This is a genomic window from Methanosarcina baikalica, assembly GCF_031461075.1.
Classification (GTDB): domain Archaea; phylum Halobacteriota; class Methanosarcinia; order Methanosarcinales; family Methanosarcinaceae; genus Methanosarcina; species Methanosarcina baikalica.
The window spans coordinates 1-13,248 of record NZ_JAVKPK010000085.1 but is presented as its reverse complement, the minus strand read 5'-3'; the positions used below and the strand labels follow the sequence as shown (position 1 = coordinate 13,248).

10 protein-coding genes and 1 pseudogene are annotated in these 13,248 nt (G+C 41.0%); 2 read left to right on the top strand and 9 right to left on the bottom strand.

Translation table 11 applies throughout. The features are described from left to right. Window positions 1-566: 566 nt before the first annotated feature. The 3 genes from RG963_RS14895 to RG963_RS14885 all read right to left on the bottom strand — a co-directional run bounded on the left by RG963_RS14895 (window position 567) and on the right by RG963_RS14885 (window position 4,414). The gene (locus RG963_RS14895; protein ID WP_310577074.1) at window positions 567-1,472 is read right to left on the bottom strand and encodes a pirin family protein; all 906 of its coding nucleotides are present in this window, start codon (window positions 1,470-1,472) and stop codon (window positions 567-569) included. A gap of 233 nt (window positions 1,473-1,705) precedes the next feature. Continuing rightward, on the bottom strand, window positions 1,706-3,319 hold the full coding sequence (locus RG963_RS14890; RefSeq protein WP_310577073.1) for an outer membrane protein assembly factor BamB family protein: 1,614 nt from the start codon (window positions 3,317-3,319) through the stop codon (window positions 1,706-1,708). 678 nt (window positions 3,320-3,997) lie between these two features. Beyond that, on the bottom strand, window positions 3,998-4,414 hold the full coding sequence (locus RG963_RS14885) for a hypothetical protein (RefSeq protein ID WP_310577072.1): 417 nt from the start codon (window positions 4,412-4,414) through the stop codon (window positions 3,998-4,000). Window positions 4,415-5,111: 697 nt separating this feature from the next. Between RG963_RS14885 and RG963_RS16650 the strand changes: the two are divergent. Further along, window positions 5,112-5,300 (top strand): annotated as a pseudogene (locus RG963_RS16650) (IS630-like element ISMac13 family transposase); the annotation flags it as partial. A 41-nt stretch (window positions 5,301-5,341) separates the two neighbouring features. After that, window positions 5,342-5,488 carry a hypothetical protein gene (locus RG963_RS14880; RefSeq protein ID WP_310577071.1) on the top strand — a complete coding sequence of 49 codons (147 nt, stop codon included), beginning with the start codon at window positions 5,342-5,344 and terminating at the stop codon, window positions 5,486-5,488. Between the two features lie 53 nt (window positions 5,489-5,541). Here the strand turns inward: RG963_RS14880 and RG963_RS14875 are convergent, their stop codons facing one another. The 6 genes from RG963_RS14875 to RG963_RS14850 form a co-directional block, all read right to left on the bottom strand. Further along, window positions 5,542-7,080 (bottom strand): lipopolysaccharide biosynthesis protein, encoded by a 1,539-nt coding sequence (locus RG963_RS14875; RefSeq protein WP_310577070.1) that lies wholly within the window; start codon window positions 7,078-7,080, stop codon window positions 5,542-5,544. A 481-nt stretch (window positions 7,081-7,561) separates the two neighbouring features. Then, window positions 7,562-8,608, bottom strand: a complete 1,047-nt coding sequence (locus RG963_RS14870; RefSeq protein ID WP_310577069.1) for a polysaccharide deacetylase family protein — start codon at window positions 8,606-8,608, stop codon at window positions 7,562-7,564. 61 nt (window positions 8,609-8,669) lie between these two features. After that, window positions 8,670-10,097 (bottom strand): nucleotide sugar dehydrogenase, encoded by a 1,428-nt coding sequence (locus RG963_RS14865; protein WP_310577068.1) that lies wholly within the window; start codon window positions 10,095-10,097, stop codon window positions 8,670-8,672. Window positions 10,098-10,177: 80 nt separating this feature from the next. Then, a complete protein-coding gene (locus tag RG963_RS14860) occupies window positions 10,178-11,116 on the bottom strand; it encodes a UDP-N-acetylglucosamine 3-dehydrogenase (protein ID WP_310577067.1) in 939 nt (312 codons plus the stop codon). A 45-nt stretch (window positions 11,117-11,161) separates the two neighbouring features. Beyond that, window positions 11,162-12,244, bottom strand: a complete 1,083-nt coding sequence (locus RG963_RS14855) for a DegT/DnrJ/EryC1/StrS family aminotransferase (protein ID WP_310577066.1) — start codon at window positions 12,242-12,244, stop codon at window positions 11,162-11,164. Window positions 12,245-12,310: 66 nt separating this feature from the next. Further along, window positions 12,311-12,979, bottom strand: coding sequence for an N-acetyltransferase (locus tag RG963_RS14850; RefSeq protein ID WP_310577065.1), 669 nt, complete (start codon window positions 12,977-12,979; stop codon window positions 12,311-12,313). Window positions 12,980-13,248 lie beyond the last annotated feature (269 nt).

The window sequence follows — 13,248 nt, the reverse complement described above, 5'->3', positions numbered from 1 at the left end:
ATTTACCAATGCCTCTATTTTTAATCTCCGGCTAATTTCTCCAGATTTTGCCCGACATTTGTCTTTTATCCGCTATTTCTTTTTTCTTCAGTAACTGGCCAATATTCTGCAATTAATCTTTATTTTGCGAATTCAGGGAAGGGATTACAATAAGCCTATTTTTCAGATACTATGACATAATTAATTTCAGCCAGATTGATCATATGAGTTTAATATTACGTCATTCAATAATGAATTTAATTCTGAAGATTAAAGAAAAATGAACAACACAAAAAGCTGTGAAGTTAGATGTACAAAGTATCGAAAATTGTTCGGCTCAGTAATTCAATTTGGAGATACAGAAACGTTTCTGAACTCCGTAATATAAAAATAATAAGAAAAAGTTGAATTTTAGCGTGAAACGGCTTGAAGTTTTGCACCAACCGACCACCAGTTACGCACTTCACATCCGCCTGGGAAAGAGTGGCTATGGTAGGCTTCACGTTCAAGTACGCTCACCTCACCACTTGCGTCTATGACTGCATGGGCGTCAAACCCCTCAAGAACTGCATCCAATGGCAGAAATTTTATTGCTTGATGAATGTTCCATTGTTGTATTCCTCAAAAGCAATGCGCAACTCGTCATTCGTGTTCATCACAATGGGACCATACCAAGCAATTGGTTCACCAATAGGCTTTCCGGATATTAGCAGGAACCTGACATAGTCTCCGTCGGTTGAGACAATAACTTGATCGCCATCATCAAAGAGGACAATATCTCCATTTTCCAGGAAGGGATCTTGCTTCATATCAAAATAGTTGACGTCTTCCATGTCGTAGGAAAATGGTTCCTTCTCCTTGCAGAAGTACCCTTTTCCCTCGATGACATATACAAAAACGGTGTGTCCTCGTTTGGTAGGATGTGAGAACTCTGATTCAGCTGGAACGGTTATATCGAGGTATTCTGGATCGGTGACAATATCTTGAACTGGCCCTTTCATACCTCCTACGTTTCCACAAATGACCCTGATCTTCGTGTCGTTGCCCAGGGATACCTCTGGAATTTGATCACTTTTCACTTCCCGATAGCGTGGGCCCATCATTTTGTGAGATTTAGGGAGGTTAGCCCACAGCTGAAATCCGTACATCAAACCGTGTGGGTCTCCTTTGGGCATTTCCTGGTGTATAATTCCACTTCCGGCAGTCATCCACTGTACATCACCTGATGAAATTATTCCCTTATTTCCCATACTGTCCCCATGTTCTACATCCCCACGAAGAACGTAAGTAATCGTCTCTATACCGCGATGAGGGTGCCAGGGAAAACCTTTGATATAGTGCTCCGGATTATCGGACCTAAAATCATCCAGCAGCAAAAAAGGGTCGAAAATAGGAACCTGGCTGAATCCAAATGCACGTTTGAGGTGGACGCCTGCTCCTTCAATTGTGGACTTGCTCTTCAGAACCTTTGCTATCTTTCTAGTTTCAATCATTATTATTCCCCACTGCTATGAAATAATATTTGATACCCTATTTCCTTCTTGGAAATTATACATTTCAGTAAACCTCTTTTTCATAAGTGATCGGCCGAAGAGAATTCGATCTTTCAAAGATAGGGAAGAAACGCTCATTGTTATCTAGCGCAAAACTCTCAGTTAATATCTAAAAAAAGATTTTAAGCGGCTTATTCTCTGCCGCTTAAATAATACTCAAGTAATATATTCATTTATTCTTCTGGAAGCCCAAAGGCAACGATATAGCCACCCGGGTTGGTGGCTTCCATGTTGTTTCCTGTGGGCACCAATAGCATACCCCTTCCTATAGATGGTCCACCTATGCTAATTGGGGCTCCTACATTGAATTTCCATAACTCTTTACCAGTTTCGGCATCAAATGTCCTGAGGATTCCCGAGGTTATAAGCGGCGTTTCAGTTGGGTCTCCATAGTCGCTAAAAGGATAGGTTACGCCTGTTTCATTATTTCCTACAGCCGTGACTGTACCTGAGAATACCACTCCATTGGTAACCAGGGGCGATACCCAGGTTGGGAAATCGGTCTTATGTTCCCACTTGATCTCGCCGGTTTTCAGGTCCAGGGCAGTGATGGAGCCGTTTCCAATGCCATTTGGTATGAACTCAAATGCAGGCTCGGCATGACCTTCTCCCGGACTGCTGAAGAAGTCTCTTCCTTGATTGGTTACGGCAACATAGACATTATTCTCATCAAAGGCTGAATATGCATGGACTCCGCCGCTTGGACTGGGCCAGACCGCTCCGCTGCCATTTGGCATGGCCGGAACGTCTGTGCGGTAGAGATAAGCCACATTTTCCCACCAGATTGGCGTTCCTGTAGTTGAATTCATCGCCATAATATCTCCTCTTTTATTGTGGCCAATGACTATTTTCTCGGGGCCTTTGCTAGAGTTAATAGTAACTAGATTAGTTCCCCAGCAAGTATCCCAGTCATGGGTGTCGGGAATGGTGACGTTTAAAACTGTACCTGCTGCTATAAAGGGCGTCGCCCAGAGAATCTTTCCAGTAGTAATGTTAACGGCAATCACATTGTTTGAATACAGATTCTCCCCGGGTCTGCTGGATGCGTCAAAATCGGGTGCAGGGTTGCCACAGGGCAGATAGACTATGCCTTTGTCAGTATCAATTGCTCCACCCGACCATGTAGTGGCACCGCCATTAGTACTGGCATTCTTCCCCGTAACCCATTCACCTACAGTAGTGTTGATCTGCCATACTATTTTGCCGGTCTTCTTATCCAGGGCAGTAGCCGTTCCTTTCGATGCAGGAAGACCTTGAAGGACCACATCTCCAAATGCAGATCCAGCAATTACATAATCTTTCCATATAAGCGGGGGTGAAGTGAGAACGAATGATCCTCCTAGAGGCTGCAAAGCAGTCGATTCCCAGATTTTCTTGCCATAATCGGCATTTAGGGCGACTACAGTCCCGTTAGGACCAGTTGGAGCGTAAATTACTCCATTGTCGTATGCTATGCCATGTGCAGGTGAAGATCCTGTTTTAGGGTCATACTTCCACTTATTAAGCCCAGTATCCATATCAAAAGCAATGACCTGGTACTTGTTATTCTGAACATACCCAGTATTTCCTACGATTAAAGGCGAGTCCTCAATTGTAGATCCTGTGTTCAGAATCCACTTGACCTCTAGCTGATTTACATTATCCTTGCCTATCTCAGTCTGATTACTATGCCTGGACATGGAATCATCATAGTTAACCATAGTCCAGTTCTGGCCCACTGCAATAGCTGAGCAGGCTAGCGTAATTAAGAAAACAGACGCTAAAATTAGCGATAATTTTTGTTTCACTATGCTACCCCCTTTTAGAAAGTTATCACTCTCGGAATTTGAAGAGCCTGCTTTAAACCGACAAGAACAGTTTTTGTAAGAGTTTTTATCCTGCAGTACTAAAAATCAGACAGGCCTTCTCGTGTGGTAAATTACTTCCACAACACCAAAAGGTTCGATTTTCTTCCCCGAATTGATAAATATAAAGAATATTTTATTATTCCGCCCTTTATACTTATATCTTACTCACTTAAAGAACAAAACATTTTATAAATCGTCATCGATGGCTACTATTATGAATAATGTTTGATATTAGTACTGAAGTCGTTTGAACTCTCATGCTACTGGTTTTTGATTCAACTGCGCAAGTCCTGAGGATTAAAGTGCTTGAGAAAATCTTAGAACCTCTCTGAAAAAAGAATCAGATTGGAGATCTGGAAGGGAGTTATACAGCCATCCGGGTGTGCTCAGAATAGCAATTGAATATCATGAGCATACGTCATCTATTGGAAAAAAGATATTAAATCTGTAATTGTTCGATTCTTATATTTTATTATTCATTCCCATGAATCAAATTAATAATCCCATATTCTGGATATTCTTGAAGCAGGGCAATAATAATTTATCTTAGAGGGTATCGCATAACTCAAAACTTGCTTCTCTCAATTTCATTTCTTGAAGCCTAAGTAATAATTAAATCTAAATGAGTTTTGAGGTAGGCTCAATAATAAATGCTATTAGCATCATCAAAATAGATATGATAACGTATAAAGCTCCGGGTATAAAATGAGCCCAAAAATCCGGGAGAATTCTGCCTAAGCGCTCTAATTGCATCAATTCTTCATCTGCGAAAAAAGACTCTGGATATTTATGCACAAAAGATTCATATATTCTGAAGTAACCAAAATCGAAAAACGAACTAAAGCTGATTAAAACAACATTTGAAATGCCGCTAATTGTCATATCGAATTGAACATTAACTGATCCCAGAAGGATAAATAAGATTGAAAAATGCAACATCGGTGTAACAAATAAAATAATCCAGGCTGCCATCAAACGCTTAATATTGTGAGGCTTTCCTTTCCAGGCATTATATGTATCCCAGGGTTTATACATTTGATCGGAGCGATCTATTATCAGAGAGAAATAAATTGCAAAAATAATGAAAATAACTCTTGTGCTTCAGTAAGAGGCATGTTATACCTGATTTTTAATCTCTACAGGCTCAAGGTATCTATTAAAATGTAATAATGGGGATATATTGCGTGCAATTATAGGAATAACCTTTTAAATACTTTAATCAGTTGGCAGCCCCGATTTTCCATTGTTTAAGTTTGCGACTTTCTCCCCCTTTTACCGGACCTTGCAACGCATGTTTTAGGATTTGAAACACTCTCAATTGGCTTGTCAGACTCCAATACTCAGGATATTTACCCGGGCTAGCTCTCAAAATTAACCGGGATCCATGAGCATGGCCATGATGTATATACACAATAAGTATATTTAAGTGCAGTCTGATTGAGTAATTGTTAAAAGACCATTTGAGGAGATCACTTTTAAATATTGGCGTTAGGTCAGAACTCTACTATACATGTGCAACCGCTAAGTGAAAATAAGCTTGGAATCGTTTGATTTTTTCCTGAAATTTCCTGTGTCATACTGCCTATCTATTTCCAATATTTTTTTTGCGTTTGATACTGAGTTTTCGATGAAACATTCTTCGTTCGGCTCGATAGGTACGGTAAGAACTAGTGCATCGATTCTGATATAAATCCCTAAAATAATTATATTAATTGTTCAATAACTAACCTTTATGCCTCGTATAAGCCGTCGCCCTAAATTATCATTTACTCAAAAAGAGTTAGATTATCTTACCAGGTTAAGTGGTTCTAGAAATCAAGCTGCAAACATTGTCCAAAGATCCAAGATAGTACTTTTGAGCTACTGGGGAAAAAACGATACTGAGATTTCCAGAGAGTTGAAAGTAGATTACAAAACTGTGATATTATTGAGAGTTTTTTCAGTAAAATGGTGAGAAGTGTGTTGAGAGAAATAAGAGTAGACTCAATAAATGAATTAAGAGAAAGAATTAGTCAACATATAAACCAAATTAACGAAAAACCAGTTCTATTTACGTGGAGATACAAAATGGAAGAAAGGGATGAAATGCTTGGTGGAATAACAATCTAAAATGGAATTAATTAGGAATCGATGCACTAGTTTTCACACAGTAATCAGGCTTTTCAGGAGTATTTGAATTCTCTCATTATTTCTTTGATCTGTACATCGGTTTTCAAAATATAAAGGTAATAAATGCAGATAACTACGCCGGCAAAGACAACAAGCAGCATCTGGTTTATCTCTACAGTTTTGAGGGCAACCAGGATAACTCCTGCAGGGACAAAAAGGATAAAATTGGAGAATACTATTTTCATGGCTCTTGAAGCCTTTACTCCGGAATAGGACATCATCTGCAGGCAAAGGTAACCGTATACCACAATTCCTGATATCGAGAACAGGATCAGTGCCATACGTGCGCTTCCCAGCAGGCCACCGATAATAAGTGAAAGAAGACGCGTAGTAAGGTTGAATAAATTGTAGTTAAAACCAAAGTGGTGCTTTTCGACTACCACGTATATCGTGGTTAGTGGGGACGAAATAAACCAGACAAAAGCCCAGAGACTCAGGATCTGGGCATAAACGCCTGCTTCTGTCCAGGCTTTTCCGAAAATGACGGTAAAGACATCGCTCCCTACGATTGTCAGAGTCAACATCGGAAACATGCCTATGATCACAAGTATTTTGAAAACGTTCTCTACAAGGGAATGGAGGGTGCCTTCAGCTAAGGCTCTTGATGCCCTCTGAAAGAATACCTGTGAAATAGAGCCCCCAATGAAACTCATTGGAAGCTGTAAAAGGCGAAAGCCAAGGGAGTAAAAACCTACTACTGCAGGCGTGAAGAAAGCCGCAAGAAGGAAGGCAGGAAGCTGCCAGGAAACTGAGTTCATAAGGGCAGCCCAGGTATCTATAAGCGAAAACTTGCGGTACTTCTTAAACCCCTCATAAATTTTCCTCCAGTGCAGGCTTTTCACAATCAGCTTCCTATCATCTCTCCAGATTTGTCCTCCAAGTACAAATGTTGCAATAGACTGTCCGGCAAGACTTCCAGCTACTAATCCGCCTCCACCGACTTTTTTTGCAAGCCCGAAACCTATCTGTGTTGCAGTAGAAGAGACCGAACTGAAAATTCTTGAAAGGGAAAGCCTTTTGAAAAGTTTTGTTCTTGAATTCCAATTATTCAATGCAAGAAATAACCCATTTACAAAAATAAATGGAGGTACAAGCCAGAGATAGTTCCCAATCTGCGGAGAATTTAGAATGTTAACTATAGGTTCTTTAAAATACCATACACTTAGAAGGGTTAAACCGCTTACTAAAAGCACTGCCAATAAACTCAGCCCTAACAGATTTACGGCATCTTCATCCGATTCGGGCAACATTATGGAATATTCATACCTCATGCACGCAATTACGCTGATAATGCTGGTGATAGAAATGTACAAAGCCCACACTCCGAAATCTTCGGGCCCGTACAGGCGGGTCAACACAGGAGCAGAGAGAATTGTAAGGATTTGAGCAAAGGTTGTCCCGCCTGCAAGTGTCAGTACATCGGATGCAAAACTTTCCTTCTTGTTATTTTGAGATCTATTCTCTGTCGCGTCTGATGCCTTTTCATCCATAGCCAGTACCTTAAACGAAATTACCTCTAGGGTTGAGCTCATATATTCCTTAAATTTTTAAGCCGTTTTTCTCTTTGAAATCTGCAGCTCTGGGAATAATATCCTCAAGCTAATGTTACCTGTCTGACTTATCTCTCCTCTAAGCTCCCTTACAAATGAACCCTTCTCGAATAAATTTCTCCGTTCTCTTATTTTCCATCCGCAGTCACAATTGAGATCATATTATTTCTCCTTAACGCTCATTTATTTCTTACTAAGGTTCCTTTTACGGCTGGGAGATGGTGGACATGGCAAAGAGTTTTAATAGGAGGTTACTGCAAACCGTTGAAGGATTCAGATCCCATAAATATCTGCCAATTAGCTTTACCCCAGGCAATTTGCATAACTGAAAAAAAAGAAATTTATTAGCCTACCCTATCCATTTTACTTGATTCATTTGTATTATTTACGCAGAAATATTTGATTTCGCTTTCAGACGACTCGAAAAGTTGCCAGTCGGAGTTCTTAAAGTTCCTGTTAACTTTCAATGCTTCTTCTCAACGCTGGTATGCCACCAATTATATATTTCTTCCCCGCTTGCAATCCACGCTTCTTTGCTATAAACATATTCGAGGAATTTTTCGTAATATTTAAGGTTCTTTCCATCGATAGACGTATTATTGTGCCAGAGAATTGTAATCACGCCATTGTACTGCTCAACCTTATCAATAAGATTCTTTATAAGCTCCCAGGCCTTTTTAACATCAAGGCGCATGTAATCTCTTAGCAACGTTCTATCCATAATTATAAGGGGAAGCTCAAGGATATCGATTTGTTTTTCGGTATTTAGATTATAAGGCCTGAAAGGATGGCATACCCCATTTCTAAAGCCAGCACAGTCTGAATATCCGAATGTTGTATCGTATTTAAAGTCTGCTTTGCTCAATAATTCCCATGTATCCGGCACTTTAAATCTTAAATAATGATTCCTGTACCCGATAACCTGTTTCCCGAGAACTTTTTCAAGCCTGTGCTTTTTTTCAATTATATCTTCAAAGCTATTGTAAGATTCGTGCCCCCCATGCAGGCCGACCTCCCATCCGTGCGTAGATATGAACTGTAATTCTGCTTCAAGATCCTCAATTTTGTAATTGAAATCCTTCTCTCCAGGATGTAAAGCCAGAAAATAGAAGCTGGATTTTGCATTGTATTTTGCTTCCAGTTCCATTATTTCTTTAAAGTTCCAGCAGGGGTTCCACTTCTTGTTAAATCTGGAAAAGGGTGTTTTTATAGCTTCTGCTAAATTCCCTTTTGCAACCGCTTTGGCTGTTTCAATGATCAGACACCGTTTTTCCGGATAGACTACATCAATATCATGAGTAAGGCAGACAGCAAACTTCTTTCCTTCTGGATACTCAGGGTGCAACCCGTTTTCTACTAGAAATCTGGAAACTCCGGGATCAAAAACATTTCTCTGACTGCTTAAATAGTAAGGAAACCTATTGTACTGATCAGAAAAAACCCTATTGTATTCTTCTTTTTTGGTAAAAAGATCCCAGAGTTCCTCGTTTTGTTTTAATTTCTCAATCATGGTTTTCGCCCTTTTTCCAGATTTGAAAGACTGAATAAATCTCTCAAAAGATAGTGTATGTTCATACTATTACATGTTTGTTTTTATCTCCCCTCCCAATCCCCTTATAGACAAACCCCTTTCCGATAAACTCATCAGGTTCAACTACATTTCTTCCATCCACAATAATCGGACTTGCTTTACCTGTAACTTCCTTTACCCAGTCGGCCTTTACATTAAAGTACGCACTGTGCCCTGCAAGAACCACCACAGCATCCGCATCTCTGATAACCTTTTCAAGGTCATCCGAAATCTCAACCCCTGGATATTTCAAAACATACGGGTCGTGCACCGTAACTATCGCACCTGCTTTTAGGCAGAGATCCCTGTAAGGTTCCGAAGGCGTGTTCCTGGCATCGTCCGAGTCTCTGATGAAAGCCCAGCCGAGCATCGCAACCTTTGAGCCTTTTATCTCCTTTCCAATTCTTTCAAGGGCTGCAACAGTCAGGTTATACATGTGTAAAGGCATGAAATCATTGACTTTTCGTGCAAGCACGTAGATCGAATCTGCACCTTCCGGATAATCCAGCTGCCCGTTTCCTATCTTAACCCCTCTTTCCAGGTGGTATGTATCTTTGGTAAGACAATGGCCTCCGACGCCTGCACCTGGCCAAAGTATAGCTCTTGTAATACCTTCTCCTTTTAAACTGTCCACGCCTGTCCTTACATCATACACGTTTATTTCCATGGCCTCACAATAAAGAGCAAGCTGGTTGATTGCGGCAATCTGAAGGTCGCGGAAAGTATTCTCTGCAGTTTTCGTGACCTCGGCTGCAGTTGCACTCATAGGAATTACTTTTCCAACAGTTAGTACAGGAGAGTATAGCTCAATAGCCCGCCTGGTGCTTGCCTCATTAATACCACCCACGATCCGGTCATGTTCTCTGATGTTTCTCAAGAGCCTGCCTACCATTACCCTTTCTGGAGCATGAGCAAGGGCAAAGTCTTCTCCTGCTTTTAGGCCCGACTCTTCTTCAAGAATTTGTTTTGCCATTCCTTCGGTCGTGCCAGGGGTGATTGTGGACTCGAGTACTACAAGCATGGCTGGCTTAAGATATTTCCCTACATTCCTGATGCCTTCAATGAGTGCGGAAAAGTCAGGCTCCAGATCTTTGGGATTTGCAAAAGGAGTTTGGATTGCAAGAGTAATTGCATCAAGTTCTGATATCCTTGAGAAATCGGGAGTGCACTCGAACTTGCCTGCTTTCACAACTTTGCCAATAAGGTCTTCGAGGCCTGGCTCTTCTCCTTTGAGAGGGCTCTCTCCATGGTTAAGCATATCGATTTTGTAACTGGAACTTTTTGAATCGCGCTGGAAACCGAGAACCTTATTAAAACACGGGGCATCTGCAAAAAGGACAGCTGCAGGGATACCTACGTAGCCCATTCCAAGTACTCCGATTTTTTTTATCGGGCCTCTTTCCTTGAGAAGTTTTTCCAATTTAGTCATATTTATCACTTTTCAATTGTTTTTCAAATATTTTTGTTCCGAAAATTTTGGAATCTAACTTTCCAAAAACTTTTCTCAGCTTATTTTCCTACTTCAATTAATCTTCCCTCTTCGTAGGATTTTATGGCTGCCATTGCCACTTCAAGGGCATGTTTTCCGTCTTCTCCGCAGGGGTTAGGGGCTTTGCCGGTTGCAGCACAATCCATGAAATAGGTGAGTTCGTTTTTTAGTGGCTCGCTGGGTTCAACCTTGGCTTTTCTTATCCATTCATTATCATGCAGCTGAACGGTCTGATTAATATAATCCAGATAGGCAACACCTTTAACTCCGATCGCTGTCAGTTGCCTTACTTTATGCGGAGTCAGCCAGTTTGTTTCCACAACTCCTGCAAAGTTATGATCCATACGCAGGATTATTGAGGCATGGTCTTCAAATGAATGAATATCTGCACCTGCAATAGCATAGACACTATTTATTTTCTTACCGTAAAGGTATGAAATCACATCTATGTCATGGACACCAATATCCAGGATTACTCCCACATCCCTGATCCTCGGGTTATAGGGGCCTACTCGTTTGGTCGAGATTGAAACTATCTTTCCCAAAGTGCCTGAGTTTATAATTTCTTTGAGCTTTATGACTGCTGGGTTAAAACGCTCGATATGCCCTACCATAAGGATTTTTTCCGCGTTTTTTGCGGCTGCAATCATCAGGTCAGCGTTTTCAGTTGTATCTGCAATCGGTTTTTCCACAAGAACGTGTATTCCTGCATCAAGGGCATCGAGTACGACCTGTTTGTGTAGTTTGGTGGGCACAACGACACTTACAGCATCAAGCCCTTCGGCAAACATTTTCTTATAATCTGTAAAGGCTTGTGTCTTGAACTGCGTAGCCATGGATTCGACGCGTTTCTGGTCCACATCCGAGACCCCTGCAAGTTCCACACCTTCCATTTCACTGTAAATCCTTACATGGTTCTGTCCCATGGCACCTGTACCTATTACTCCTACTCTAATCAAAAATTTCACTTCCTGGTTCTGAAAATGGATTGGCTGGAAAACTACTCAATCCTTTGCATAAAATTCTTTGGTTGCTTCGACTATTCCCTGCAAGTCGGCTCTGGATAATGCGGGGTGCACAGGGAGAGATAGGACCTCTTCCGCTGCTTTTTCCGAAATAGGCAGAGAATCTTTGTATCCAAGTTCTTTATAAAGGGGTTGCTTATGAATGGGTATCGGATAATGAACTCCCGTTCCTATTCCTTTTTCCTTTAGAAAAGCTGCCAGTTGATCCCTTTTTTCAGTCCTGACCGTATACTGGTGGAATACGTGGGTATAGCCGGTTTTTGTCTCTGCAGGCACAATTCCGGATATGCCTTTTAACCCTGCTGAAAGTATTCCTGCATTTTCCTGCCTGGCTGCGGTAAATCTGTCCAGTTTTCCAAGCTGTACAAGCCCGATTGCAGCCGCAATATCAGTCATACGCATGTTGAAACCCAGCATTTCGTGCAGGTAACGGACTTTTGAACCGTGAGCCCTGATTATTTTTGCCTTCTCTGCAATTTCTTTTTCGTTTGTAGTGAGCATTCCACCTTCGCTGGTTGTCATGTTTTTTGTCGGGTAAAAGCTGAACGCTCCTGTTCCGAAGCTTCCGACCCTCCTTCCAAGGCATTCTGCGCCATGGGACTGACAGGCATCTTCAATCAAAATAAGCCTATTATCATCTGCAATTTCCGTTATGGCTTTCATGTCTGCTGGGTGTCCGTAGAGGTGAACAGGCATAATAGCTCTGGTTTTCGAAGTGATTTTTTCCTGAATTCTTTCAGGATCTATATTATACGTAGCTGGCTCGATATCTGCAAAAACAGGTTTCGCCCCGGTATAAAGGATGCTATTTGCTGTCGCAATGAAGCTGAAAGGACTTGTAATCACTTCGTCTCCTTTTCCTATTCCATGGGCAAGAAGCGCAATGTGCAGGGCTGCAGTGCCAGAGTTTACAGCGGCTGCGTACTCACAACCTATGTAATCGGCAAAAGCGAGCTCGAATTCTTCTACTTTCGGGCCCTGGGCAATCATGCCTGAACTCAGGACCTCTGAGACTGCATCAATTTCTTCCTTACCCAGCAGGGGCTTGGCAATTGGGATCATTTTCGGACCTCTTTTTAATAATCTCAATAAAATTTATCTCACTTAATTTTGATTTTTTTGATAAGTTTATATTCTATTCAATTCCTTTAAATCTTTTGGAAGTTCTTTGATGCTGGCAGGCACTCCGACTGCAAGCTTCCAGGCGGGCACGCTTTTTGTCACAAGTGCTCCTCCTGCAACCATTGCCCCTTCCCCGATTTCCACATCCGGAAGCAGTGTGGCGTTTGCACCTATGGATACACCTTTTCTCAATACGGGGCCTTTCAATTCGTATTTCTTTCGAATAGGATATTTATCATTAGCTAGAACCGCACAGGGCCCAATAAATACATTGTCTTCGATAATAACATTGGTTGGAATGTAAACATTGCCCTGGATGCTTACATTATTTCCTATATTCACATGTCCGTCTATAATGACATTGGTTCCAATGAGGACATTGTTTCCTATTTCCGTATTTTCTCTGATCATTACATTATGTCCGGTTTTGAAGTTTTTTCCGGTTTTTACGTTGGAAAATATCGTTGATCCGGCCCTTATAATTGAATTTGGGCCTATGGAACAGCCTGAAAACTCAAAATCTTCAATTTCAATATTTTGTTTAAGGATTTCCATCAGAACCTTGTGTTCAGGATACCCCAGAATAACATTTTCCAGTATTATTGTGTCTTTCCCGATTACAGAGGTGCCGTATATTTTCGAAGAATTGTGGATTTTAAATTCAGTCGAGTTCATTGTTCCCTCAGTTTTCTGGTTTTTTAATTGACCAGGTGAGTTTTCTTTTGGAGCATGAAACCCCTGGTCGCTCTTTACATAGATTTCGGCTTTTCACATTTCCAATGATAGGACTAATACTCTCGAGGTAAACCTCAGCACAATTGCGATTTCTTTTTCCCTATGTTCACTCCTATTGACTTCCACAACTATCTTAATTTTTTAGTTAAATATACTTTGTAATTATTTAAGTGATTTGGTTTATTTCTATACCCTCGTTTGTTTTACGT

Bases quoted from the DNA above. Each gene is read 5' to 3' on its own strand.
- RG963_RS14895 (WP_310577074.1), bottom strand. From the start codon at position 1,472: ATGATTGAAACTAGAAAGATAGCAAAGGTTCTGAAGAGCAAGTCCACA.
- RG963_RS14870 (WP_310577069.1), bottom strand. From the start codon at position 8,608: ATGATTGAGAAATTAAAACAAAACGAGGAACTCTGGGATCTTTTTACC.
- RG963_RS14855 (WP_310577066.1), bottom strand. From the start codon at position 12,244: ATGATCCCAATTGCCAAGCCCCTGCTGGGTAAGGAAGAAATTGATGCA.
- RG963_RS14865 (WP_310577068.1), bottom strand. From the start codon at position 10,097: ATGACTAAATTGGAAAAACTTCTCAAGGAAAGAGGCCCGATAAAAAAA.
- RG963_RS14875 (WP_310577070.1), bottom strand. From the start codon at position 7,080: ATGAGCTCAACCCTAGAGGTAATTTCGTTTAAGGTACTGGCTATGGAT.
- RG963_RS14850 (WP_310577065.1), bottom strand. From the start codon at position 12,979: ATGAACTCGACTGAATTTAAAATCCACAATTCTTCGAAAATATACGGC.
- RG963_RS14885 (WP_310577072.1), bottom strand. From the start codon at position 4,414: ATGTATAAACCCTGGGATACATATAATGCCTGGAAAGGAAAGCCTCAC.